The organism is Streptomyces sp. 147326 (assembly GCF_045000215.1).
In the GTDB taxonomy this organism is placed as follows: Bacteria; Actinomycetota; Actinomycetes; order Streptomycetales; family Streptomycetaceae; genus Streptomyces.
Genome location: NZ_CP134201.1, coordinates 4,351,331 through 4,374,935 on the forward strand (window position 1 = coordinate 4,351,331; position 23,605 = coordinate 4,374,935).

General features: G+C 72.1%; 20 protein-coding genes. 13 read left to right on the forward strand and 7 right to left on the reverse strand.

The window, feature by feature from the left end:
• Window positions 1-9: 9 nt before the first annotated feature.
• Together RIU97_RS19675 and pdhA (RIU97_RS19680) are read right to left on the reverse strand one after the other, a co-directional pair.
• Complete coding sequence (locus RIU97_RS19675) at window positions 10-990, reverse strand: alpha-ketoacid dehydrogenase subunit beta (protein ID WP_404958543.1); 981 nt, start codon at window positions 988-990, stop codon at window positions 10-12.
• On the reverse strand, window positions 990-2,201 hold the full coding sequence (gene pdhA, locus RIU97_RS19680) for a pyruvate dehydrogenase (acetyl-transferring) E1 component subunit alpha (protein WP_404958545.1): 1,212 nt from the start codon (window positions 2,199-2,201) through the stop codon (window positions 990-992). Before pdhA (RIU97_RS19680) ends, RIU97_RS19675 begins: the two co-directional genes overlap by 1 nt.
• Before the next feature lie 326 nt (window positions 2,202-2,527).
• Here pdhA (RIU97_RS19680) and RIU97_RS19685 point away from each other — a divergent pair, with 326 nt between their 5' ends.
• Both RIU97_RS19685 and RIU97_RS19690 read left to right on the forward strand, forming a co-directional pair.
• Complete coding sequence (locus RIU97_RS19685) at window positions 2,528-3,187, forward strand: response regulator (protein ID WP_404958547.1); 660 nt, start codon at window positions 2,528-2,530, stop codon at window positions 3,185-3,187.
• Between the two features lie 185 nt (window positions 3,188-3,372).
• Complete coding sequence (locus tag RIU97_RS19690; RefSeq protein ID WP_404958549.1) at window positions 3,373-3,789, forward strand: pyridoxamine 5'-phosphate oxidase family protein; 417 nt, start codon at window positions 3,373-3,375, stop codon at window positions 3,787-3,789.
• Window positions 3,790-3,878: 89 nt separating this feature from the next.
• Here the strand turns inward: RIU97_RS19690 and RIU97_RS19695 are convergent, their stop codons facing one another.
• A complete protein-coding gene (locus tag RIU97_RS19695; protein WP_404958551.1) occupies window positions 3,879-5,468 on the reverse strand; it encodes a protein kinase domain-containing protein in 1,590 nt (529 codons plus the stop codon).
• Between the two features lie 230 nt (window positions 5,469-5,698).
• Here RIU97_RS19695 and RIU97_RS19700 point away from each other — a divergent pair, with 230 nt between their 5' ends.
• From RIU97_RS19700 to RIU97_RS19745, 10 genes are all read left to right on the forward strand, one after another.
• A complete protein-coding gene (locus tag RIU97_RS19700; protein WP_404958553.1) occupies window positions 5,699-7,366 on the forward strand; it encodes a protein kinase domain-containing protein in 1,668 nt (555 codons plus the stop codon).
• A gap of 150 nt (window positions 7,367-7,516) precedes the next feature.
• On the forward strand, window positions 7,517-8,005 hold the full coding sequence (locus tag RIU97_RS19705; RefSeq protein ID WP_404958555.1) for a hypothetical protein: 489 nt from the start codon (window positions 7,517-7,519) through the stop codon (window positions 8,003-8,005).
• A gap of 84 nt (window positions 8,006-8,089) precedes the next feature.
• A complete protein-coding gene (locus tag RIU97_RS19710) occupies window positions 8,090-8,746 on the forward strand; it encodes a PadR family transcriptional regulator (RefSeq protein WP_404958557.1) in 657 nt (218 codons plus the stop codon).
• A 25-nt stretch (window positions 8,747-8,771) separates the two neighbouring features.
• Window positions 8,772-9,524, forward strand: a complete 753-nt coding sequence (locus RIU97_RS19715) for an ABC transporter ATP-binding protein (protein WP_404958559.1) — start codon at window positions 8,772-8,774, stop codon at window positions 9,522-9,524.
• A gap of 8 nt (window positions 9,525-9,532) precedes the next feature.
• Window positions 9,533-12,385 (forward strand): FtsX-like permease family protein, encoded by a 2,853-nt coding sequence (locus tag RIU97_RS19720; RefSeq protein ID WP_404962882.1) that lies wholly within the window; start codon window positions 9,533-9,535, stop codon window positions 12,383-12,385.
• Between the two features lie 82 nt (window positions 12,386-12,467).
• Complete coding sequence (locus tag RIU97_RS19725) at window positions 12,468-13,007, forward strand: bacterial proteasome activator family protein (RefSeq protein ID WP_319731183.1); 540 nt, start codon at window positions 12,468-12,470, stop codon at window positions 13,005-13,007.
• Between the two features lie 142 nt (window positions 13,008-13,149).
• Window positions 13,150-14,034, forward strand: coding sequence for an NTP transferase domain-containing protein (locus RIU97_RS19730; protein WP_404958562.1), 885 nt, complete (start codon window positions 13,150-13,152; stop codon window positions 14,032-14,034).
• The gene (locus RIU97_RS19735; RefSeq protein WP_404958564.1) at window positions 14,031-15,326 is read left to right on the forward strand and encodes a molybdopterin molybdotransferase MoeA; all 1,296 of its coding nucleotides are present in this window, start codon (window positions 14,031-14,033) and stop codon (window positions 15,324-15,326) included. The genes RIU97_RS19730 and RIU97_RS19735 overlap by 4 nt, the downstream gene beginning before the upstream one ends.
• Window positions 15,314-16,414: a potassium channel family protein gene (locus RIU97_RS19740; protein WP_404958566.1), complete on the forward strand. Its 1,101-nt coding sequence runs from the start codon at window positions 15,314-15,316 to the stop codon at window positions 16,412-16,414. The genes RIU97_RS19735 and RIU97_RS19740 overlap by 13 nt, the downstream gene beginning before the upstream one ends.
• A 26-nt stretch (window positions 16,415-16,440) precedes the next feature.
• A complete protein-coding gene (locus RIU97_RS19745; protein WP_404958568.1) occupies window positions 16,441-17,418 on the forward strand; it encodes an NAD(P)H-quinone oxidoreductase in 978 nt (325 codons plus the stop codon).
• Between the two features lie 111 nt (window positions 17,419-17,529).
• On the opposite strand, the gene RIU97_RS19750 is transcribed toward RIU97_RS19745, so the two are convergent.
• From RIU97_RS19750 to pdhA (RIU97_RS19760), 3 genes are read right to left on the reverse strand one after another with little or no spacing between them, the layout of a single operon-like run.
• A complete protein-coding gene (locus RIU97_RS19750) occupies window positions 17,530-18,813 on the reverse strand; it encodes a dihydrolipoamide acetyltransferase family protein (RefSeq protein WP_404958570.1) in 1,284 nt (427 codons plus the stop codon).
• Window positions 18,813-19,781: an alpha-ketoacid dehydrogenase subunit beta gene (locus RIU97_RS19755; RefSeq protein WP_327419339.1), complete on the reverse strand. Its 969-nt coding sequence runs from the start codon at window positions 19,779-19,781 to the stop codon at window positions 18,813-18,815. Before RIU97_RS19755 ends, RIU97_RS19750 begins: the two co-directional genes overlap by 1 nt.
• A gap of 50 nt (window positions 19,782-19,831) precedes the next feature.
• Entirely contained in the window at window positions 19,832-20,968 is a 1,137-nt protein-coding gene (pdhA, locus tag RIU97_RS19760) for a pyruvate dehydrogenase (acetyl-transferring) E1 component subunit alpha (RefSeq protein ID WP_404958572.1), read from the reverse strand.
• Window positions 20,969-21,146: 178 nt separating this feature from the next.
• Here pdhA (RIU97_RS19760) and RIU97_RS19765 point away from each other — a divergent pair, with 178 nt between their 5' ends.
• Window positions 21,147-21,728: an Lrp/AsnC family transcriptional regulator gene (locus tag RIU97_RS19765; RefSeq protein WP_404958574.1), complete on the forward strand. Its 582-nt coding sequence runs from the start codon at window positions 21,147-21,149 to the stop codon at window positions 21,726-21,728.
• 94 nt (window positions 21,729-21,822) lie between these two features.
• On the opposite strand, the gene RIU97_RS19770 is transcribed toward RIU97_RS19765, so the two are convergent.
• On the reverse strand, window positions 21,823-23,511 hold the full coding sequence (locus RIU97_RS19770; RefSeq protein WP_404958576.1) for a hypothetical protein: 1,689 nt from the start codon (window positions 23,509-23,511) through the stop codon (window positions 21,823-21,825).
• Window positions 23,512-23,605: the final 94 nt, after the last annotated feature.

The window sequence follows — 23,605 nt, forward strand, 5'->3', positions numbered from 1 at the left end:
CGTGGCTCCTCAGTACGCCAGCGAGCGGTCGACGGCGTCGAGCACCCGGTCCAGGCCCGGCAGGTACTCGTCCTCCAGGCGGGCCGGCGGGTACGGGGCGTGGAATCCGCCCACGCGCAGCACCGGCGCCTCCAGGTGGTAGAAGCACCGCTCCGTGATGCGAGCGGCGATCTCCGAGCCGACGCCCAGGAAGACCGGGGCCTCGTGCACGACGACCAGCCGGCGGGTCTTCTCGACCGAGGTCTGCAGACCGTCGAAGTCGACCGGGGACATCGAGCGCAGGTCGACGACCTCCACCGACTTGCCCTCCTCGGCGGCCGCGGCCGCCGCCTCCAGGCAGACCTTCACCATCGGGCCGTAGGCGGCCAGGGTGATGTCCGAGCCCTCGCGGGCCACGCGCGCCTTGTGCAGCGGGTAGGGGATGGCGTCGACATCGACCTCGCCCTTGTCCCAGTAGCGGCGCTTCGGCTCGAAGAAGATCACCGGGTCGTCGCTGAGGATCGCCTGCTGGAGCATCCAGTAGGCGTCGCTCGCGTTCGACGGGGAGACCACCTTGAGGCCCGGGACGTGCGCGAAGAGCGTCTCGGGGGACTCGCTGTGGTGCTCGACCGCGCCGATGCCGCCCGCGTACGGGATGCGGATGACGACCGGCATCTTGATCTTGCCCAGGGCCCGCGCGTGCATCTTCGCGAGCTGCGTGACGATCTGGTCGTACGCGGGGAAGACGAAACCGTCGAACTGGATCTCCACGACCGGCCGGTACCCGCGCAGGGCCAGGCCGATGGCGGTGCCGACGATGCCCGACTCGGCGAGCGGGGTGTCGATGACCCGCTCCTCGCCGAAGTCCTTCTGCAGGCCGTCGGTGATCCGGAAGACACCGCCCAGCTTGCCGACGTCCTCACCCATGATCAGGACCTTCGGGTCCTGCTCCAGAGCCTTGCGCAGCGACTCGTTGAGCGCCTTCGCGATCGACATCTTCTCGACAGCCATCAGTGACCCTCCTCGGCCGACTCGAAGGACGCGAGGTAGGCGGCGAACTGCGCGCGCTCCTCGTCGACGAGCGCGTGCCCGTCCGCGTAGACGTTCTCGAAGATCGCCATGGTGTCCGGGTCGGGCATGGAGCGCACGGCCTCGCGCACGCGCTTGCCCATGGCCTCGCTCTCGGCCTCCAGCTCGGCGAAGAACGCCTCGTCGGCGCCGCCCGTGGCCAGCAGGTGGGCCTTCAGGCGCAGGATCGGGTCCTTGGACTCCCAGGCCGCCGTCTCCTCGTCCCGCCGGTACTTCGTCGGGTCGTCGGAGGTGGTGTGCGCACCCATGCGGTACGTGAACGCCTCGACCAGCGTCGGGCCCTCGCCGCGGCGCGCCCGGTCCAGGGCCCAGCGGGTCACGGCCAGGCAGGCCAGCACGTCGTTGCCGTCGACGCGGACGCCCGGGAAGCCGAAGCCCTGCGCGCGCTGGTAGAGCGGCACGCGCATCTGGCGCTCGGTCGGCTCGGAGATCGCCCACTGGTTGTTCTGGCAGAAGAACACCACGGGGGAGTTGTAGACGGCGGAGAAGTTGAAGGCCTCCATCACGTCGCCCTGGCTGGACGCGCCGTCGCCGAAGTAGGCGATGACGGCCGCGTCCGCGCCGTCCTTGGCCACGCCCATCGCGTAACCGGTCGCGTGCAGCGTCTGCGAGCCGATGACGATCGTGTAGAGGTGGAAGTTGTTGGTGTTCGGGTCCCAGCCACCGTGGTTCACACCGCGGAACATCCCGAGCAGGTTGGTCGGGTCGACGCCGCGGCACCAGGCGACGCCGTGCTCGCGGTAGGTCGGGAAGACGTAGTCCTCGTCGTTCAGGGCCCGGCCGGAGCCGATCTGCGCGGCCTCCTGGCCGAGGAGCGAGGCCCACAGGCCCAGCTCTCCCTGGCGCTGCAGGGCGGTCGCCTCGCCGTCGAAGCGACGGGTCATGACCATGTCGCGGTACAGCCCGCGCAGGTCCTCGGTGGTGATGTCGGCGACGAAGGGGGCGAACTCCGCGTTCTCCGCGTTGTCGACCCGGTCCCCTTCGGGCGTCAGCAGCTGTACGAGCTGAGGTACGGCGTCCTGCGTCTGCGCGGTGGCAGCGGCGGCGGGCTTGGCGGCGCTCGCCGCGCCTGCCGCCCGCTTGGTGCCGCTGCTGCGTCGCGGCTTGCGCGCGGCAGTGCTCTCCACGGTCACGTGTGCTCCTCCGTCGGTCCGGCACCCGGGTTCTCCGGGGTCCAGTGCGGCTCACCTGCATCCGTAACGAGCGCACGGGGTGTGTGCGCGTCGCGTTCGGGATTCAGGCGTGACAGGTGCCCCGGCGAGTGCCCTGCGCAATGCACGTTACCCAGTGCGCCGCATAACTGCGAAACCCCGTTTGACCTGCATTTTTGCTTGGATTTCCAAGTAAATCCGCAGCAGCGGGAACAAGCACTGGTCACAGCCTTGCAGGGGCCGGGAACAACGGCACGTTATCCCGGGTAACTCCGGCAGGGAAGGGGTGAGTGTGTGAAACTGACTTCGTGCGCGAAGACGGAAAAATCAAGGTATTCCTCCTGGACGACCACGAAGTGGTACGTCGGGGCGTCCACGAGCTCTTGTCGGTCGAAGAGGACATCGAGATCGTCGGCGAGGCCGGTACCGCCGCGGACGCTCTGGTCCGCATCCCCGCCACCCGCCCCGACGTGGCGGTCCTCGACGTCCGGCTGCCCGACGGCAGCGGTGTGGAGGTGTGCCGCGAGGTGCGCTCCCAGAACGAGGACGTCAAGTGCCTGATGCTGACCTCCTTCGCCGACGACGAGGCGCTGTTCGACGCGATCATGGCCGGCGCCTCGGGCTACGTGCTCAAGGCGATCCGCGGCAATGAGCTGCTCAGCGCGGTGCGCGACGTCGCCGCCGGCAAGTCCCTGCTGGACCCGGTCGCCACCGCCCGCGTGCTGGAGCGGCTGCGCGACGGCAAGAACGGCAAGCGCGACGACCGGCTGTCCAACCTCACCGAGCAGGAGCGGAAGATCCTCGACCTGATCGGCGAGGGCCTGACCAACCGCGTCATCGGCGAGCGGCTGCACCTGGCCGAGAAGACCATCAAGAACTACGTCTCCAGCCTGCTGTCCAAGCTGGGCATGGAGCGCCGCTCCCAGGCCGCCGCCTACGTGGCCCGCCTGCAGGCCGAGAGGCGCTAGACGGCCCGGAGCCCGCAGGGCCCAAGTTCGGGCCGCCTCCGGCCACCAGCCGTCCGTCACGCGCCGTGACGCACCGTGGCCGCGTGGTTCCCCGGTGCGCGCCGTGTCATTCGGGACCAACGTCCCCGGTCATCGGGGCGGGCTCCTCTTTCCGGGCGGGACGCCGGTGGCGGACAGTGGACGGCATGTCCCCCGAGGAACTCCACGCCATCGCACTGCTGCGGCGGGTGCCGTACGGCCGAGTGGCCACCAGCATGCGCGCGCTGCCCTTCCTCGCCCTCGCCCGCCACATCGTGGTGGACGGCAGGGTCGTCCTGAGAATGCACTCCGGTTTCGGCTACCACCAGGCGTGCAACGGCAGCGTGGTGGCCTACGGGGCGGACAACTTCCATTCCGGGGACCCCCGGCTCTGGTCGGTGCAGTTCACCGGAACGGCGCAGCTCGTCGAGCCGACGACCGCCGAACTGGAACTATTCGGTCCCGGTCCGCATTTCGTGGACGGCGCGGTCTTCGACCCCGTCTACATGCGCATCGAACCCCAGTTCATCACCGTGCACTCGCTCGCCGGGAATCCGGAACGCCAGTACGAGCACGCGCTCTGAGCACCTCTGACCAGGTATGACGCGGATACGGGAACGGGCCCGGCGGAATTGATTCCGCCGGGCCCGTTCCCGTACACGCGTATCGTCCGTCACTCCTCGGACAGGCCGCCGGGGCCGCCCGTCTCCGGGGGCTTCGTCGCCGGCGTCGTCGCGGGCTTCGTCGCCGGGGTCGTCGCGGGCTTCGTCGCCGGTGTGGTGGACGGCGAGGTCGAACCGGTCGGTGAGTGCGAGGCGGTCGGCGAGTTCGTAGGGCTGAAGCTCTGCGTCCGGCTGCGGCTCGGCAGGGGCTGGTTGTCGTTGTTCGAGGGCGTGTTCTCCGCGGTCGGGTGCGAAGGCTGGGCGTCCGGGGACTTGGACTCGGACGGCGCGACGCTGGAGCTCTGCTTGGTGTTCGGCGTCTGCTTCCCGTCGCCCTTGTCGCTCACGCTCTTGACGGCGAAGGCGACGCCGCCCGCGATCGCGACGATCGCGAGCACCGCGAACAGCCACATCTTCCAGCGGCTGCCGTTGCCGCCGCGGTCGTCGTAGCCGTCGTAACCGCCGCCGTTGCCGCCGGGACCGCGGCCGCCGGGGAACGCCGAGCCGTCGTCCGGGTTCAGCGCCGGCACCATCGGCTGCCGGAACTGCGAGGTGGAGGAGTGCGAGGGGTACTGCTGCTGCCCGCCGGTCCCGGCCACCGGCATGACCGTGGTGGCGCCGGCCCCGCCCCGGCCGTGCGGCAGGGCCATGCTGACCGGACCGGTGTTCCAGGTGCCGGTGTTCGGCCCCTGGTCGTGCAGCATCTGCAACGCGTACTGGACCATCCCGCGCATCTCCTCGGCGCTCTGGAACCGGTCGTCCGGATCCTTGGCGAGGGAGCGCATGACGAGCCCGTCGAGCTCCTGCGGGATGTGGTGGCCCTCCGGCAGCTGCGAGGGCGGCACGGGCACGTCCTGGACGTGCTGGTAGACCACCGACAGCGGGGTCTCGCCGGTGAACGGGGGTCTCAGCGCGAGGAGTTCGTAGAGGAGACAGCCGGTCGCGTACAGGTCGGAGCGGTGGTCCACGGCCTTGCCGAGGGCCTGCTCGGGCGACAGGTACTGCGGGGTGCCCATGACCATGCCGGTCTGGGTCATCGTCGACTGGACGCCGTGCAGGGCGCGGGCGATGCCGAAGTCCATCACCTTCACCGCGCCGGCCTCGGTGATGATGACGTTCGCCGGCTTGATGTCACGGTGGACGATGCCGTGCTGGTGCGAGTACGCGAGGGCTTCGAGCACACCCGAGGTGATGATGAGCGCCTGCTCGGGGCCCGGCGCCTCGGCGCTGACCAGCAGGTCGCGGATGGTGCGGCCCTCGACCAGCTCCATCACGATGTACGGGACGGTGGTGGGGCCGACCCGGTCCTCGCCCGAGTCGTACACGGCGACGACGGCGTGGTGGTTGAGTCCGGCGACGGACTGCGCCTCGCGGGTGAAGCGGGCCTTGGACACCGGGTCCTCGGCCAGGTCGGCGCGCAGCAGCTTCACTGCGACGGTGCGGCCCAGCCGTACGTCCTCGGCCGCGAAGACCTCGGCCATGCCGCCCCGGCCCAGCCGGTGCGTCAGCCGGTAACGGCCGTCTCCCACCAGGCCGCCTGCGCCCCAGTGCTCAGGACCATCGGTCATCCCGGCGCCGTTTCCCTCGGGTTCGGGTGCCATCAGTCCTCGCCGTCGTCTCTCTCGGCCGCCGCTCAGCGGTAGTCCTCTTCCATGGTGCTCCGACGAACGCTACAGCCTCGGAACCGGTCACCGTTCGGACAAGGCCGCCCTGTGCCCATGTGGTCACGGAACGGGCACCTGGCTTGACGTGTGCTTGCCCTCGGGCAGACTGGGCGCCATATGCGCCCGGCCAACGGCGTAGGGACACATCCCGAGGGGAAGCAACAGTCATGAGCCAGGACGGCACTCAGGGCCAGTACGCGGGCGGCTCTCTGGCCGGTGGCCGTTACCAGCTAAGGGACTTGCTGGGCGCGGGAGGCATGGCCTCCGTGTACCTGGCGTACGACTCGGCCCTCGACCGGCAGGTCGCCATCAAGACCCTCCACAGCGACCTCGGCCGCGAGCAGTCGTTCCGCGAGCGGTTCCGCCGCGAGGCCCAGGCTGTAGCGAAACTGTCGCACACGAACATCGTCTCGGTATTCGACACCGGTGAAGGCGAAGTGACGTTCAGCGGCTCGGGCGCGGGCGACGGCGCCGTGATGCCCTACATCGTCATGGAATACGTGGAAGGTCAGCCCCTCGGCTCGGTCCTGGAGGCGGACATCCGCCAGTACGGGGCCATGCCGGCGGACAAGGCCCTGAAGGTGACGGCCGATGTGCTGGCCGCGCTGGAGACCAGCCACGAGATGGGGCTCGTCCACCGCGACATCAAGCCCGGCAACGTCATGGTCAACAAGCGCGGCGTGGTCAAGGTGATGGACTTCGGCATCGCCCGCGCCATGCAGTCGGGGGTCACCTCGATGACGCAGACCGGCATGGTCGTCGGCACCCCTCAGTACCTCTCGCCCGAGCAGGCGCTGGGACGCGGGGTCGATGCCCGCTCCGACCTGTACTCGGTCGGCATCATGCTGTTCCAGCTGCTGACCGGCCGGATCCCCTTCGACGCGGACTCGCCGCTGGCCATCGCGTACGCCCACGTGCAGGAGGAGCCGGTCGCCCCGTCCTCCATCAACCGTTCGATCACGCCGGCGATGGACGCGCTGGTGGCGCGGGCCCTCAAGAAGAACCCGAACGAGCGCTTCCCCACGGCCGCGGCCATGGGCGACGAGGTGGCGCGCGTGCTGGGCTCCGGGCAGACCGGGGCCCCGGTCATCGTGCAGGGCCACGGGCCCCTGAGCAGCGGTGCGGGCGTGGGCTCGGCCGTGTTCCCGCCGGTGGACTCCGGGTTCCAGGCGCCGCCGCAGTCGGTGCAGCAGCCGTACCAGGCTCCGCACACCCCCGCGCCCGCCCCCTACGCGCCGACGCCGGCCCCGCAGGCGCACGCCCAGGGCGGCTACGCCTACCCGCACACGCCCCCGCCGCAGCAGTACGCGCCGCAGACCCCGCCGCCGTACACGATCTCCCCGGCGAGCACGGTGAGCGAGTCCCGGGCGGCCGGCGGCGGCAAGCAGAACGTGCCGGTGGTCGCGGGAGCGATCGCGGTGGCGCTGCTGGCCATCGGCGGTCTGATCGCGGCGATCGCGATGAACGGGGACGAGGACAAGGGGGGCCCCACGGCGAACCCGGGGAGCTCCACGGACGCCTCCGCCTCCGCCTCGGCCAAGGCCGGGTTCAAGGGGCCCGACATCACGCGCACGATCGACCCGAAGAAGTGCTCGGAGCCGGTGAAGCACTACAGCGAGGCCGGCAAGTACTCGGCGCCGGACCTCAAGTACAAGAACCTGCTCTCCGTGAAGGAGTGCATCCAGGCCTCGCGCGGCAAGTACAAGATCGAATTCAAGGACGAGGCCGTCTACGGCAAGGACACGGTGCTGATCCAGTCGCCGGCCGCCGGGGACAAGATCGACAAGGAAGGCACGGAGTACACGCTGACCGTGTCGACCGGCAATCCGGAGTAGTCCGCAGGGGCGACGCCTCACGACACACCGGCATCCCGGGCACCCCGATGGGGCGCCCGGGATGCCGGTTTTGCCCCACCATGTAAATCTGAGCGCATATCTCTGACGCTGAGCGAGCGTCTCGGCCGCTCGGGACGGGAGGGGCTCCCCGTGATCCAAGGATTCCGCCCGCCCCGCTGGCTGGCCTGTGCCGCACTGGTCGCCGCCGCGCTCGTCCCCGCCGCTTCCGCGTACGCGGGCCCCTTCGCCCTGGCCTCCGGCACCGCCTCGCGCACCTCACCCGCCTCGCCCACCCCGTCGGACGACGACTTCCGGGAGCTCGCCGGCAGCGCCGCCGGGGTCGGGCGGGAGCGGCCCGGCCGGCCGGCCGGCGAGCCCGCCAACCCGGAGCTGGCCGTGGCCGCCCGGCCGCTGCCGGTCCGCCCGCAGGCCAAGCCCACACCCCCGGTTCCGCCGCCGACCCCGCCACCGCCGGTGGTGACGCCGAGCCCGCCCGGGGGGAAGGTCAACGCCCTCGGCACCGAACCGAACGACCGGGCCGCCGACCTGGCCGCGCACATACTGCCCCTCGGCACCGGATTCGCCCTGATGGGACTGGGTCTGGGCTACCTCGGCGTGCGCCTGCGCCGGAGCATCTGACCGGCGGCGCAGCGGCGGTCCCCCTTCCGGCGTACGCCTGAGGATGGTTGCCGTGAGTGAACATACTCGGTATACATACTCAGTATGTCGATCCGTCACGGGCTTCTCGCCCTGCTGGAACGGGGTCCTCGGTACGGCTCCCAGCTGCGCACCGAGTTCGAATCCCGCACCGGCTCCACCTGGCCGCTCAACGTCGGGCAGGTCTACACCACCCTCGCCCGCCTCGAACGCGACGGTCTCGTCGCCCCCGACGGCGAGGACGCCGCCGGGCACACCCTCTACGCCATCACCGACACCGGGCGCACCGAGCTGCGCCAGTGGTACGAGCGTCCCGTCGACCGGGCCAACCCGCCCCGCGACGAGCTCTCCATCAAGCTCGCGATGGCCGTGGGCGCGCCCGGAGTGGACATCCGCGCCGTCATCCAGTCCCAGCGCCACGCCACGATCAAGGCGATGCAGGACTACACCCGGCTCAAGGCCACGGCGCTCGCCGCGGTCGAGAGCGGGCAGTCCCGCGAACGCGACGACGTGGCCTGGCTGCTCGTCCTGGAGCAGCTGATCTTCCAGACCGAGGCCGAAGCCCGCTGGCTCGACCACTGCGAAGCCCGGCTCGTACGGCTCTCCCTGCCGGCCGACCGGAGAGCCGGCGAACCCGAACCACCCCAGGCCGCCACCGCCGCCGAGACCCCGGCCCCGACCACCACCGCCCGGCCCCGTCCCGCCCGAACGCGGCGCGGCTGAACCACCGTCCCAGGGGGGACCCTTCATGCCTGATCAGCCCCAGCGCCAGCCCCAGCAGCCCGTACTGCAGTTGGACCAGCTCGTGCGCACCCACGGCAGCGGCGCCACCGAGGTGCACGCCCTGCGCGGAATCAACCTCTCGGTGTACCCGGGCGAACTCGTCGCCGTCATGGGCCCGTCCGGCTCCGGCAAGTCCACGCTGCTGACCCTCGCGGGCGGCCTCGACATCCCGAGCAGCGGCCGGGTCGTGGTCGAGGGCACCGACATCACCACGGCGTCCCGCAAGCAGCTGGCCGCCCTGCGCCGCCGCAGCATCGGCTACGTCTTCCAGGACTACAACCTGATCCCGGCGCTCACCGCCGCCGAGAACGTGGCCCTCCCCCGGGAACTCGACGGGACCTCCGCCCGCAAGGCGCGGGTGTCCGCGCTCGCCGCCCTGGAGGAGATAGGCCTCGCCGCGCTCGCCGACCGCTTCCCCGACGAGATGTCCGGCGGCCAGCAGCAGCGCGTGGCCATCGCCCGCGCCCTCGTGGGCGACCGCCGCCTGGTCCTCGCCGACGAGCCCACCGGCGCCCTCGACTCCGAGACCGGCGAGTCCGTCCTCTCCCTGCTGCGCTCCCGCTGCGACGCGGGCGCGGCCGGGATCCTGGTCACGCACGAGCCGCGGTTCGCCGCCTGGGCCGACCGCGTGGTCTTCCTGCGCGACGGCACCGTGGTCGACGAGACCCTGCGCAGCCGGCCCGACTCGCTCCTCTCCGGGCAGGCGGCCGGCCAGTGACCTTCTCGATCCAAGGCCGGTACCACTCCTGGGTCGCGGCCCTGCGCATCGCCCGCCGCGACGCCTGGCGCGCCAAGGGCCGCAGCGCCCTGGTCCTCGCGATGATCGCCCTGCCGATCATCGGCGTGAGCGCCGCCGACCTCACCCTGCGCAGCGCCGAGCTCTCCCCCGAGCAGACCCTCTCGCGCCAGATCGGGGCCGCCGACGCCCGGGTGAACCACTCGCGCATGGGCGTGCCCATCTACCAGCTGCCGGACGGCTCCAGCTCCGCGCCCGTCGGCGGTTTCGAAAACTTCGACGGCTCGTCGATACCGCCGGAGAGCCCGCAGGAGCTGGACACGTCCGCGCTCCCGGCCGGGACCCAGGTCATCAAGGACTCCGTGGGCTTCGGCAAGGTCCGCACCCAGCACGGCCTGCTCGACACCGATCTGCACGAACTCGACACGCAGAGCCCGCTGGTGGACGGCATGTTCACGCTCGACCGCGGCCGGCTGCCCGAGCGCGCCGGCGAGGTCGTCGCCACCACCGCCTTCCTGAAGCACTCCGGCCTCTTCGTCGGCTCCACGGTCACCCCGCGCGGCGCGACGACCGCGTACAAGATCGTCGGGGCGTACGAGCTTCCCAGCAAGCTCGGCAAGGACGAGATCCTCGCCCCGCCGGGAACCCTGATCGCCCCGCTCGACCGGGCGCTGGAGGCTTCCGGAGCCTTCGGGCTCCGGCCCAACGTCAGCTACCTGGTCAAGGTCGGCGGCGATGGTTTCACGTGGAACATGGTCAAGGCGGCCAACACCAAGTCACTGGTGGTCGTCTCCCGCGCCGTCCGCCTGAACCCGCCCGCCGATGCCGACGTACCGCTCTACCAGCAGGAACCCAAGGAGCAGTACCAGCAGGAGGCGGGCAGCGCCTCCGACATGGCCGTCCTGGCCACCGTCGTGGGCCTCGCCATGCTGGAGATCTGCCTGCTCGCCGGACCGGCCTTCGCGGTCGGCGCCCGGCGCTCGCGCCGCCAGCTCGGCCTGGTCGGCGCCAACGGCGGCGACCGGCGCCACATCCGCTCCATCGTGCTCTCCGGCGGCCTGGTCATCGGCGCCGTGTCCGCCGTCATCGGGACCGTCGCCGGAGTGGTGCTCACCATCGCGCTCCGCCCCGTGCTGGAGGACCAGCTCGGCGTCCGTTTCGGCGGCTTCGACTTCCGCCCGCTGGAACTGGCCGCCATCGCCCTGCTCGCCGTGGTGACCGGCCTGCTGTCCGCGATCGTCCCCGCCGTCACCGCGTCCCGGCAGACCGTGCTGGCCTCGCTGACCGGCCGCCGCGGGGTGCGCCGCGCCAACCGGGTGCTGCCGGTCCTCGGACTGCTCGCCGTCGCCGGCGGCGCCATGATCGCCCTGTACGGCACCGCGTCGAAGATGGGCGCCACCGTCGTCGCGGGCGGCAGCGCCCTCGCCGAGCTGGGCATCGTCGCCCTCACCCCGGTCCTGGTCGGCCTGTTCGGCCGGCTCGGACGCTGGCTGCCGCTGTCGCCGCGGCTCGCGCTGCGCGACGCCGTGCGCAACAGGGGGCGTACGGCGCCCGCCGTGGCCGCGGTCCTGGCCGCCGTCGCCGGCACCGTCGCGGTGGCCACGTACGAGCACAGCCGGGACCTGCAGATGCGGCACGAGTACGTCGCCGACCTGCCGCACGGCGCCGGGGTGCTGGATGCCAGGGAGAACAGCGCGTTCAAGGAGGTGCCGGCCCTGCGCGTGGCCCTCTCCAAGGAGCTCCCGGTGGCGGTCCGTGCGGACTTCGACCGGCTGGTCGTCGGCATGCCGAGCTGCGAGTCGTTCTCCAAGGAGCCGGGCTGCGGCCGCGTCGAGATCATCAAGCCCAAGGAGCAGCGCTGCCCGCTCTACGACACCCGCGGGGGACCTGACGCCTTCACCGAGGAACAGGCCCGGGTCCTGCGCCAGGACTGGCGCTGCGCGGACAGCCGGCGCGTCACCCGGAACGCGGTGGTCGTCGCCGACGAGAAACTGCTGAGCGTGCTGGCAGTCACCGACCCGGGCTCCGTGGCCGCCCTCAAGGAGGGCCGCGCCCTCTCCTTCGACAAGCGCCAGGTCAAGGACGGCAAGATCAACCTGCGGGTGGTCATCGCCAAGGAGGGCGTCAGCACATCCCCCCCGCTCGGCGAGGATCCGGCCGGTGAGGACAAGATCCTTCCCGTCCACCTGGCCCCCGAAAGCGCCGACGGCTGGGGCATCCAGCTGGTCCTGCCGCCCGCCGCGGCCAAGGCCGCCGGACTGGCCACCGCGGCGACCGGTTCGTACTTCACCCTCGACGGGACGGCGAGCAGCGAGCAGCGGCAGAAGATCGCCGGCGAGATCGACCGCATGGGCATCGAGGCCAACATGGCCATCGAAGAGGGCTACCAGGGCAACGACAGCCTGGGGCTGCTCGCCCTGACCGTCTTCGCGGGCCTGGTCACCATCGGCGCGGCCGGCATCGCCACCGGGCTCGCCCAAGCCGACGCCGAGGCCGACCTGAAGACGCTGGCGGCCGTGGGAGCGGCGCCGCGCGTGCGGCGGACGCTGAGCGGCTTCCAGTGCGGGGTGGTCGCCCTGATGGGCGTCGTCCTGGGCTCGGCGGCCGGGATCCTGCCCGCGGTCGGGCTGCGCATGGTGCAGAGACGGGAACTGGACGCGCTCTACCAGCACGGCCTGAACAAGGGCTACGTGTCGGCGCAGGAGGCCGTGCCCTACGTGCCGATCTCCGTGCCGTGGGAGACCCTCGCCCAGCTGATCGTCGTGGTCCCGCTCGGCGCGGCCCTGCTGGCGGCGCTGGTCACCCGCTCCACCGGCGCCCTGGCCCGCCGGACCGCGGGCTGATCCTGGTGCCCCCGTACAGGGTGGATCACGACTGTACGGGGGCACACCGTGTGAGAACGAAGGTGTGCGAGAGAATGACGGCATGGAGATGCCGAGGAGTGAACGGTCGCAGGACAGCCCCCCGCACGTCCTGATCGTGGGACAGGACGGGACGGCGGTCGGCGACGCCGATGACGAGTCGCGCGAGGTCCCGGTGACGGAGATGGTCGAACAGCCCGCCAAGGTCATGCGGATCGGCAGCATGATCAAGCAACTCCTGGAAGAGGTACGTGCCGCGCCTCTCGACGAGGCGAGCCGGGTCCGGCTCAAGGACATCCATGCCGCCTCGGTGAAGGAGCTGGAGGACGGTCTGGCCCCGGAGCTCGTGGAGGAACTGGAGCGCCTGTCCCTCCCGTTCACCGAGGAGGCCATCCCCTCCGAGGCCGAACTGCGCATCGCGCAGGCACAGTTGGTGGGCTGGCTGGAGGGCCTCTTCCACGGCATCCAGACGGCCCTGTTCGCGCAGCAGATGGCGGCGCGGGCCCAGTTGGAACAGATGCGGCGCGCCCTCCCGCCGGGCGGGCCCCACGACGACGACGATGACGGCGGCCACGGCGCGATCCGATCGGGCCCGTATCTGTAGCTCGCAGGGTCCGGATGCACCACGCATCCGGACCCTTTTCTCTTTGACCCCACCGCACCCTCCCGCCCCGCGCCAGGCCGCCGGATAAGCCCGAGGTAAGTGCGGCTCCCCGCAGGGACATGGTCCGCGCATACTCATGGGCATGAGCTACGACGCGATCGTGCTGGCCGGCGGCGCCGCGCAGCGACTCGGCGGGGCGGACAAGCCCGCGCTGAGCGTCGGCGGCCGCGCTCTCCTCGACCGCGTCCTCGATGCCTGCCCCGACGCCCTGACCACCGTCGTGGTCGGCGGCCGCCGGCCCACCGCGCGCCCGGTCCGCTGGACCCGGGAGGACCCGCCCGGCGGCGGCCCGGTGGCCGCGCTGGACGCCGGGCTGCGCGGGACCACCGCCGAGCTGGTCCTCGTACTCTCCGCGGACCTGCCGTTCCTGGACCGGGAGACCGTACGGGCCCTGCTCGACGCGCCCGGCCCGGACGGCGCGATGCTGCGCGACCCCGACGGCCGGGACCAGCCGCTGGTCGCCGCCTACCGCGCCGAGCCCCTGCGCCGCGAAATCGCTCTGCTGGCCACCGAGCACGGCAATCTGGCCGGGCTCCCGCTGCGCGCGCTCACCTCCGAACTGGACCTCGCCCGCGTCACGGCGCAGCCACTCGCGTCCTTCGACTGCGACACCTGGGACGATCTCGCCGCCGCCCGCGCCCGGATCAGGGAGCATGGAACCGTGCTGGACCAATGGATCACCGCCGCCAAGAACGAGCTGGGCCTCGACGTCGACGTCGACGTCAAGACCCTTCTCGATCTCGCCCGGGACGCCGCCCACGGCGTCGCCCGGCCCGCCGCCCCGCTGACCACCTTCCTGGTCGGTTACGCGGCCGCCCAAGCCGCCGCCACCGGCGCCGACCCCGCCCAGGCCGTCGCCGAGGCCTCCCGCAAGGCCGCCGACCTGGCGCTGCGCTGGGCGGCCGAGGCCGACGCGGGTACCGGCGCAGGGGGCGACGCCGCCGCCGACCAGAACGGCTCCGGATGACCCCCGCGAACTCCGCCGAGGAGGCCCTCGACGAGGCCCTGGCCCTGGTCAGCCGCGCCCCCGGGGGCGGCGGGGCGGGCGGCCACCGGGCGCTCTCCTGGCCGCGCGCCCGGGAGGCCGCCGTCCATGCCGGGGCCGGGGTGCGGGCCCGTACGCACCGGGTTCCGCTCGCCGACGCCCTCGGCGAGGTCCTGGCCACGCCCCTGGACGCGCTGACCGACCTGCCGTCCTTCGACACCTCCGCCATGGACGGCTGGGCCGTCGCCGGTCCCGGCCCCTGGAGCGTCCGTACCGGCGCCGGGGTCCTGGCCGGTTCCGAGCGGCCCGAGCCCCTCGCGGACGGCGAGGCCGTACGGATCGCCACGGGCGCCCGGATCCCCGCCGACACCACCGCCGTCATCCGCAGCGAGCACTGTCGCGAGGCCGGCACCCAGCTCTTCGCCGACCGGCCCGTCCTCACCGGTCAGGACATCCGCCCGCGCGGCCAGGAGTGCCGCTCCGGCGACCTGCTGCTGCCCGCCGGTTCCCTGGTCACCCCGGCCGTGCTCGGGCTCGCCGCGGCCGCCGGGTACGACGGGCTGACCACCCGTCCCCGGCCCCGCGTGGAGGTCCTGGTCCTCGGCGACGAGCTGCTCACCGAGGGCCGCCCGCACGACGGACTGATCCGCGACGCCCTCAGCCCGATGCTCGGCCCCTGGCTCGCCCGGCTGGGCGCCGAGGTCATCGGCACGCGAAGGCTCGGCGACGATCCCGCGGGGGCCGAGGCGCTGCTGGAGGCCGTCACCACCTCCACCGCCGACGTGCTGGTGACCACCGGCGGCACCGCTTCCGGACCCGTCGACCACGTCCACCCCGTCCTGCGGAAGGCGGGCGCCGAGCTGCTGGTCGACGGGGTGGCGGTCCGCCCCGGCCACCCGATGCTGCTGGCCCGCATCGGCGGCCGGGCCGACGGGCGGCACCTGGTCGGGCTGCCCGGGAACCCCCTGGCCGCCGTCTCCGGGCTGCTGACCCTCGCCGAGCCCCTGCTGCGCGCCCTCGCCGGCCGCCGCAACCGCCCCCGCTACACGGCGCCGGTCCAGGGCGACGTACCGGGCCACCCGTACGACACGCGGCTGGTCCCGGTCCTGCTGAGCGACGAGCACGCGGTGCCGCTGCGCTACCACGGACCCGCGATGCTGCGCGGGGTGGCGGCCGCCGACGCGCTGGCCGTCGTACCGCCGAAGGGCGCGCGCTCCGGGCAGGACCTGGAGATCCTCGATCTGCCGTGGGCTTCCGGGGGATGTTTCACGTGAAACTTCACGGTCAGGACGCGATGGCCCGCGAAGCCGACGAGAAGCTCGTCTCGCGGCGCATCAAACTGCCCAAGCGGATCGTCGAACAGCCGCTCAGGCAGGTCACCAAGCGCTTGATGATGGCGCTCTTCGTGCTCTTCCTGACGGTCTTCATCGTGTGGCTGGACCGCGACGGCTACCACGACAACGCCAACGAGCAGGTCGACCTCCTCGACTGCTTCTACTACGCCACCGTGACGCTGTCGACGACCGGCTACGGCGACATCGTCCCGTACAGCGACAGCGCGCGGCTGATCAACATCCTGCTGATCACGCCGCTGCGCGTGCTGTTCCTGATCATCCTGGTCGGTACCACCCTGGAAGTCCTGACGGAACGGACGCGGGAAGAGTGGCGGCTGAAGCGCTGGAGGAAGAACTTGCGTGAGCACACGGTCGTCGTCGGCTTCGGCACCAAGGGCCGCTCGGCCCTGCAGACGCTGCTGGCCACCGGCCTCTCCAAGGAGCAGGTCGTCATCGTCGATCCGAGCGCCAAGGTGATCGACACGGCCAACGCGGAGGGGTTCACCGGTGTGGTCGGCGATGCCACCCGCTCCGAAGTGCTGCTGCGTGCGGAGCTGCAGAAGGCCCGTCAGATCGTCATCGCCACCCAGCGCGACGACACGGCGGTCCTGGTCACGCTGACGGCCCGGCAGCTCAACCGCGGGGCGAAGATCGTCGCGGCGGTGCGCGAGGAGGAGAACGCCCCGCTGCTGCGCCAGTCCGGCGCCGACGCCGTCATCACCAGCGCGAGCGCGGCCGGCCGGCTGCTGGGCCTCTCGGTCCTCAGCCCGAGCGCGGGTGCCGTGATGGAGGACCTGATCCAGCAGGGCAGCGGCCTCGACCTCATCGAACGGCCCGTCCGCAAGTCCGAGGTCGGCAAGTCGGTACGGGACACCGACGACCTGGTGGTGAACGTGCTGCGCGGGCACCGGCTGCTCGCGTACGACGATCCGCACGCGAGCCCGATCCAGCTGACGGACCGTCTCATCACCATCGTCCGGGCGACGCCGCCGTCCTCTCACCCCATGACACGGAGCTCTGCCGAGTAAGGGCGAGTTGGCGTAGCCTCCGGGCCATGCATGCGATCACCATCGAGCAGCCCGGCGGCCCCGAGGCCCTCGTCTGGACCGACGTACCCGATCCGGTGGCGGGCGACGGCGAGGTCCTCGTCGAGGTCGCGGCGAGCGCCGTGAACCGCGCCGACCTCCTCCAGCGGCAGGGGTACTACGACCCGCCGCCCGGCACCTCGCCCTATCCGGGGCTGGAGTGCTCCGGGCGGATCGCCTCCATCGGGCCGGGGGTGTCCGGCTGGTCGGTGGGCGACGAGGTGTGCGCCCTGCTGGCGGGCGGCGGGTACGCGCAGCGGGTGGCCGTTCCGGCGGGCCAGCTGCTGCCGGTCCCGGCGGGCGTGGACCTGGTGACGGCGGCCGCGCTGCCCGAGGCCGTCACGACGGTGTGGTCCAACGTGTTCATGGTGGCCGGACTGCGCCCCGGCGAGACCCTGCTCGTGCACGGCGGGTCCAGCGGGATCGGGACGATGGCGATCCAGCTGGCGAAGGCGGTGGGCGCGACGGTCGCCGTGACGGCGGGCGGCCCGGAGAAACTGGCGCGCTGCAAGGAGCTGGGCGCGGACATCCTGATCGACTACCGCGAGCAGGACTTCGTGGCGGAGCTCAAGGCGGCGACGGGCGGGGCCGGCGCGGACGTGATCCTGGACATCATGGGCGCGAAGTACCTCTCCCGGAACGTGGACGCCCTGGCCGTGAACGGCCGGCTCGCGGTGATCGGGCTCCAGGGCGGCGTGAAGGCCGAACTGAACCTCGGCGCGCTGCTCTCCAAGCGGGCGGCGATCACCGCCACCACGCTGCGGGCCCGCCCGCTGGAGGAGAAGGCGGCCATCGTCGCGGCCGTACGGGAGCACGTGTGGCCCCTGGTCTCCGCGGGCCGGATCCGCCCGGTGGTCCACGCGTCGTTCCCGATGACGGCCGCCGCCGAGGCCCACCGGGTCATGGAGTCGAGCACCCACGTGGGCAAACTCCTGCTCACGGTCTGAGCGCCGATCACGACACGCGACACGCGCTCCGCGCCCGCGCCCGCGCCTCAAACGCCGGCGAGGCTGAATCCTTCAGCCCCTCCGGCGTTTGAGGACCCGGTCCGCGCCGAGCTACAGGGTGCGCAGCAGGACCGCCGGGGATTCCACGCAGTCGGCGACGTAGCGGAGGAAGCCGCCCGCCGTGCCGCCGTCGCAGACCCGGTGGTCGAACGTCAGCGACAGCTGGACGACCTGGCGGACCGCCAGCTCACCCCCGTGCACCCACGGCTTCGGCATGATCCGGCCCACCCCGAGCATCGCCGCCTCCGGGTGGTTGATGATCGGCGTGGAGCCGTCGACCCCGAACACCCCGTAGTTGTTCAGGGTGAAGGTCCCGCCCGTCAGGTCGGCCGGGGCCAGCTTCCCGGCCCGCGCCAGCTCCGTCAGACGGGCGAACTCCGCCGACAGGGACTCCGGGTTCCGGTTCTGCGCGTCCCGGACCACCGGGACCATCAGGCCCCGCTCGGTCTGTGCGGCGAAGCCCAGGTGCACGGCCGGGAGGCGGACGATCTCCTTCGCCTCGAGGTCCACCGTGGAGTTGAGCTCCGGGTACCGGGCCAGCGCCGCCGTGCAGATCCGGGCCAGCAGCGCCAGCACCGAGATCTTGGGGCCGCCCACCGCGTTCATCGCGGCGCGGGCCGCCATCAGCTCGGTGGCATCCGCGTCGACCCAGCAGGTGGCGTCCGGGATCTCCCGGCGGCTGCGCGACAGCTTCTCGGCGACCGCGCCCCGCACGCCCTTGAGCGGGATCCGCTCGCCCTGCGGAGCCGGGCCGGCCGGCGCCGACGCCGGCGCCGGAGCCCGCAGCGCGGCCAGCGCCGCCTCGACGTCCGCCCGCAGGATCAGCCCCTCCGGGCCCGAGCCGCGCAGTGCGCGCAGGTCGACGCCGTTGTCCTTGGCCAGCTTCCGCACCAGCGGCGAGATCACCGCGACGGGCCCGGCGGCCACGGCGGCAACGGCAGGGACGACCGGCGCCGTGACCTCGGCGGTGACGGGTCGCACCCGTCGCCGACGCGCCGGGCGCGAGTGGTCCGAGCCGTAACCGATCAGGGGCCGGGGGGCGCTGCCGGAGCCTTCGGCTTCGGCCTCGGGGGCCTCCGGGAGCGTCTGCGCACCCACCGCAACGGTGATCAGCGGAGCCCCGACCGGCAGTTCCTGCCCCTCCTCGCCGAAGCGGGCGGTGACCACTCCGCCGTACGGGCAGGGCACCTCCACCATCGCCTTGGCCGTCTCGACCTCGACGACCGGCTGGTCGATGGCGACGACGTCGCCCACCGCCACCAGCCAGCGCACGATCTCGGCCTCGGTGAGCCCCTCACCGAGGTCCGGCAGCTTGAATTCCATGACCTGCGGCATCAGTTCTCCCACTGCAGGCGTGCCACGGTGTCCAGGATCCGGTCCACTCCCGGCAGGTGGTGCTTCTCCAGCATCGGCGGCGGATACGGGATGTCGAAGCCCGTCACCCGCAGCACCGGCGCCTCCAGGTGGTGGAAGCAGCGCTCCGTGACGCGGGCGGCGATCTCCGCGCCCGGTCCGCCGAAGCCGTTCGCCTCGTGGACGACCACCGCGCGCCCGGTGCGGCGTACGGACTGCACGACCGTCTCCTCGTCGAAGGGGACCAGCGAGCGCAGGTCCACGACCTCCAGGTCCCAGCCCTCCTCGCGGGCCGCCTCGGCGGCCTCCAGGCACAGCGGCAGCGAGGGCCCGTAGGTGATCAGCGTCGCGCTCGTGCCCGTCCGGCGGACCAGGGCCTTGCCGATGCCCGGCACGGCCGCCGGCGCCTCGGGGGACCAGTCGGCCTTCGACCAGTAGAGCCGCTTCGGCTCCAGGAACACCACCGGGTCGTCGCTCGCGATGGAGGCGCGCAGCAGCCCGTACGCGTCCTCGACCGTCGCCGGGGTCACCACGTGCAGGCCGGGCGTGGCCACGTAGTACGCCTCGGAGGAGTCGCAGTGGTGCTCCACGCCGCCGATCCCGCCGCCGTACGGCACGCGGATGGTGATCGGCAGCGGCATCGCGCCGCGCGTCCGGTTGCGCATCTTCGCCACGTGCGAGATCAGCTGCTCGAACGCCGGGTACGCGAAGGCGTCGAACTGCATCTCCACCACCGGCCGCAGCCCGTACATGGCCATGCCGACCGCCGCGCCCAGGATCCCGGCCTCCGCGAGCGGGGTGTCCGTGCACCGGTCCTCGCCGAACTCCTTGGCGAGCCCGTCCGTGATCCGGAAGACCCCGCCGAGCGTCCCGACGTCCTCGCCCATGACGTGGACCGTCGGGTCCTCGGCCATCGCGTCGCGCATGGCCCGGGTCAGGGCCTGCGCCATCGTCGAGGGCTTGGCCCCCGGCTTCGCGGACTTCGCCGCCGCCACCGTCGTCACGCCTGGTCCTCGGCTTCCAGCTCTGCACGGAGCACGGCCGCCTGCTCACGCAGCCGGTCCGTCTGCTCCGCGTACACGTGCGCGAACAGGTCCATCGGGTCCAGCACCGGGTCCGCGTTCATCCCCTCGCGGAGCGCCGCCGCCATCACCTCGGCCTCGTCGCGCGCCGCCTGGATGCCCGCCTCGTCGATGATCCCGCGCGCGGTCAGCTCGCGCTCGAGCAGCTCGATCGGGTCGTGCGCCTTCCAGGCCTCGACCTCGGCGTCACCGCGGTAGCGGGTCGCGTCGTCGGCGTTCGTGTGGGCCTCCATCCGGTACGTCACCGCCTCGATCAGCGTCGGACCGCCGCCGGCCCGGGCCCTGCGGACCGCCTCGGACAGCACCTCGTGCACCGCCGCGATGTCGTTGCCGTCGACCAGCCGGCCGGGCATCCCGTACCCGACGGCCTTGTGGGCCAGCGTCGGGGCCGCGGTCTGCTTGGCGAGCGGGACGGAGATCGCGAAGCCGTTGTTCTGCACCAGGAAGACCACCGGGGCCTGCCAGACGGCCGCGAAGTTCAGCGCCTCGTGGAAATCGCCCTCGCTGGTGCCGCCGTCGCCGACCAGGGCGAGGGCGACGACGTCGTCCCCGCGCAGCCGGGCCGCGTGCGCCAGGCCCACCGCGTGCGGCAGCTGGGTGGCGAGCGGGGTGCACAGCGGGGCTATGCGGTGCTCGCGCGGGTCGTAGCCGGTGTGCCAGTCGCCGCGCAGCAGGGTCAGCGCCTGTACGGGGTCCAGTCCGCGCGCCACGGCGGCCAGGGTGTCGCGGTAGCTCGGGAACAGCCAGTCCTGGTCCTCCAGGACCATCGCGGCCGCGATCTCGCAGGCCTCCTGGCCGACGGTGGAGGGGTAGACGGCGAGCCGGCCCTGCTTGGTGAGCGCCGTGGCCTGGGCGTTGTAGCGGCGGCCGCGCACCAGCTCGGCATAGCAGCGCCGCATCAGCGCGGGGTCCAGCCGGTCGGCCGCCTCGGTGCCCAGGACCCGGTAGGGCTCGGGGTCCGGGAGCAGCGGGGCGGCGTCCGTACGGGGCCTCCAGGCGGGCGGCGGGGTGGGACGGTGGGACGCACCGGCACCGGGCAGCTCTTGGACCGTCATGGGGGCGTACACCTCCTCGTGGGAAGCGGGCAGGGGGTGCCCCGGGTGTGAGGCCCCTCACCTACCGATTGTTCGGTTGTCCGCGCAATTTGGCTACAGGCGGCTCCAGGCTGTGGACAAACGGGCGATGGGGCCCTGGGATGGATGCAGGACGTCCAGGAGAGGGAGGCATCGGGCAATGCCGGATGAACAAATGGCCGGAGCCGGTTCCGCACCGGCTCCACCGGGGGGCGCCCCGGGCACACCCGGTGCCCCGGGAGTCCCACCGGTCGCACCCCGTCCCCTGGACCCGATCGACCGGTCGATCATGCGGCTGCTGCAGGCGGACGGCCGCGCGTCGATACGGTCGGTGGCGGAGCAGGTGCACGTCTCGCGCGCGAACGCCTACGCCCGCATCAACCGGCTCATCGACGACGGGGTGATCCGTGGCTTCACGGCCCGCGTCAACCACGAACGCGCGGGCCAGGGCGCATCCGCCTACATCACCCTGAAGATCGTCCAGAACTCCTGGCGGACGGTCCGCGAGCAGCTGCGCGAGCTTCCTGGGGCCGCGCACATCGCCCTGGTCAGCGGGGACTTCGACGTCCTGCTGCTGGTGCACACGCCGGACAACCGGACGCTGCGCGAGCTGGTCCTGACCCGCCTCCAGGCCATCCCCGAGGTCCTCTCCACGCGCACCCTGCTGGTCTTCGAGGAAACGGATCTCCTGGACACGGGTCCGGGCCCGGGCGCCGGCGCCCCGGCGATCGCCGAGGAGTAGCGAGGAGTAGGCCGTACGCGCGACAGCGCCCCGGGAAGGGCCTGGAGGGCCGTCCCCGGGGCGCTGTGGCCGGCACCTGCGGGTGCCACAGGTGCTACGGGTTGATCACCGGGTTCTCGTAGTAGCCGGAGATGTCGACCACGAGGTCGGTCTTCTCCCAGCCCTGGTTCCAGAAGTCGACGATGCCGTTCTGGCCCCCGCTCGCCTGGACCAGGTTCGGGACGGTCTTGCCCTTCGTCCAGTTCAGCGTCGAGGCGCCGGGCCGCGCCGGCGTGACCGCGGTGCCCTTCTCGTACTGCTCCACCGAGTTCGGGTCCGGAGCGACCGAGAGGAAGCCCCCGCCCGCCGTATTGGTGACGGTGGTGTTCAGCACGTACGCGGTGACGGTGCCGTCCTCGGGGAAGAACGGCACGGCCAGGTAGCCGCGGCCGGCGATCGGTCCGTAGGCCCCGCTGATCGCGCCCTCGGGGTCGCGCGTGTCGAGCCAGCGCATCGGCGAGAGCGGCATGAAGGCACCCTTGCCGGCCGGGCTGTAGTAGCCGACGACGTCCACGATGACGTCGGCGCCGGCCCAGGCGTTGTTGCGGATGTTGATGGACCCGTCGGCGCCGACCGGCACGATCACCGAGTTGGCGACGGTCTGCCCGGCGGTGAAGTTCACGTTCGACGCGAGCGGGATCTTGCCTCCGCCCGGGTAGACGATCAGGTGGCCCGCCTCCTTCGGGCCGGTCACCGTCACGTTGAGCGCCACGGCCTTGACGCCCTGGGGCACCCCGCGCAGGCCGGCGATCTGCGTGCCGAAGCTCGTCTGACCGGGGACCTGGCCCTTGTTCGTGCCGAGGCCCTCGCGGGTGTCGACGAAGCGGGTCGGGTCCATCGGGGTGTAGCCGTTGGCTGCCTTCGGCATGAAGTAGCCGGTGACGTCGGCGATCAGGTCGACCGACTCCCAGCCGCCGTTGTACAGGTCCACGGAGCCGTCGTTGCCGACCGGTACGACGACCAGGTTCGGAACGGTCTGGCCGGGCTCGAAGTTGATGTTCGAGGCGTTCGGCCGCTGGTTGCCCGTGTCGTAGGCCGTGATGTGTCCGCCGCTGGTGGTGTTGGTGACGGTGACGTTGAGGACCACGGCCTCCACACCGGCCGGGATCGTGCCGTAGCCGCCGACCTTCACCCGGGCGGAGCTGTACGGGGCGACCTTGGCCTTCGGCGCCCGGAACCCCTCACGGGTGTCCAGCAGACGCGTGGGCTCGTACGGCGTGAACTCGGAACCCGAGGTCACGACCGTGACCTCGTTCTCGATGTACACCTTGTTGGCGACGTCGTTCACGCCGACCTTGATCTTGTACTCGCCGACCTCGGCGTAGGTGTGCTCCGGCATCAGCAGGGCGGAGCCGGAGGCGGCGAGCTTCTGCACCGGGCCCCCGTCGCCCCAGGAGATGCTGACCTCGAGTGCGGCGGCATCGGCACTCGTGACGTTCGCCTCCAGCTGGAGGGAGTGCGCGCCGGTGTTGGTGGCGCTCAGGGCCACCTGCAGGTCCGGATTGCCGGTGGCGGCGACGCCCGCCGCCCGGGCGACGCCGGAGGCACCCTTCCGGACGGACTTGTCGGCGCCGCTGGTGAAGGTCCTGAAGTTGGACGCGCCGACCTTCTTCGGGTCGGCGGGCTTGGTGACCTGCCGGACGGCCGGCGCGGACGGATCCGCGGCCTGGGCCGTGCCCGGCACGAAACCGACGACGGCCGCGACGATCGCGGCGGCTGAAACTACGAGACGGCGACTGCGCACCGGTCCCCCCATATTCGTTCGGTGCGATTGTCCTGAAAGCGAGTTTTGAACGCGCTCAAGACTGAAATCCCGCTCAGGTTACAGAAGCACCCGG

What these genes read in the sequence shown, in the direction of transcription:
- RIU97_RS19750 (WP_404958570.1), bottom strand. Translation starts at nt 18,813, where the DNA reads ATGCCGCAGGTCATGGAATTCAAGCTGCCGGACCTCGGTGAGGGGCTC.
- RIU97_RS19700 (WP_404958553.1), top strand. Translation starts at nt 5,699, where the DNA reads ATGAGCCAGGACGGCACTCAGGGCCAGTACGCGGGCGGCTCTCTGGCC.
- RIU97_RS19735 (WP_404958564.1), top strand. Translation starts at nt 14,031, where the DNA reads ATGACCCCCGCGAACTCCGCCGAGGAGGCCCTCGACGAGGCCCTGGCC.
- RIU97_RS19740 (WP_404958566.1), top strand. Translation starts at nt 15,314, where the DNA reads ATGTTTCACGTGAAACTTCACGGTCAGGACGCGATGGCCCGCGAAGCC.
- RIU97_RS19725 (WP_319731183.1), top strand. Translation starts at nt 12,468, where the DNA reads ATGGAGATGCCGAGGAGTGAACGGTCGCAGGACAGCCCCCCGCACGTC.
- RIU97_RS19745 (WP_404958568.1), top strand. Translation starts at nt 16,441, where the DNA reads ATGCATGCGATCACCATCGAGCAGCCCGGCGGCCCCGAGGCCCTCGTC.
- RIU97_RS19730 (WP_404958562.1), top strand. Translation starts at nt 13,150, where the DNA reads ATGAGCTACGACGCGATCGTGCTGGCCGGCGGCGCCGCGCAGCGACTC.
- RIU97_RS19710 (WP_404958557.1), top strand. Translation starts at nt 8,090, where the DNA reads ATGTCGATCCGTCACGGGCTTCTCGCCCTGCTGGAACGGGGTCCTCGG.
- RIU97_RS19690 (WP_404958549.1), top strand. Translation starts at nt 3,373, where the DNA reads ATGTCCCCCGAGGAACTCCACGCCATCGCACTGCTGCGGCGGGTGCCG.
- RIU97_RS19695 (WP_404958551.1), bottom strand. Translation starts at nt 5,468, where the DNA reads ATGGCACCCGAACCCGAGGGAAACGGCGCCGGGATGACCGATGGTCCT.
- pdhA (WP_404958572.1), bottom strand. Translation starts at nt 20,968, where the DNA reads ATGACGGTCCAAGAGCTGCCCGGTGCCGGTGCGTCCCACCGTCCCACC.
- RIU97_RS19765 (WP_404958574.1), top strand. Translation starts at nt 21,147, where the DNA reads ATGCCGGATGAACAAATGGCCGGAGCCGGTTCCGCACCGGCTCCACCG.
- RIU97_RS19675 (WP_404958543.1), bottom strand. Translation starts at nt 990, where the DNA reads ATGGCTGTCGAGAAGATGTCGATCGCGAAGGCGCTCAACGAGTCGCTG.
- RIU97_RS19755 (WP_327419339.1), bottom strand. Translation starts at nt 19,781, where the DNA reads ATGGCGCAGGCCCTGACCCGGGCCATGCGCGACGCGATGGCCGAGGAC.
- RIU97_RS19715 (WP_404958559.1), top strand. Translation starts at nt 8,772, where the DNA reads ATGCCTGATCAGCCCCAGCGCCAGCCCCAGCAGCCCGTACTGCAGTTG.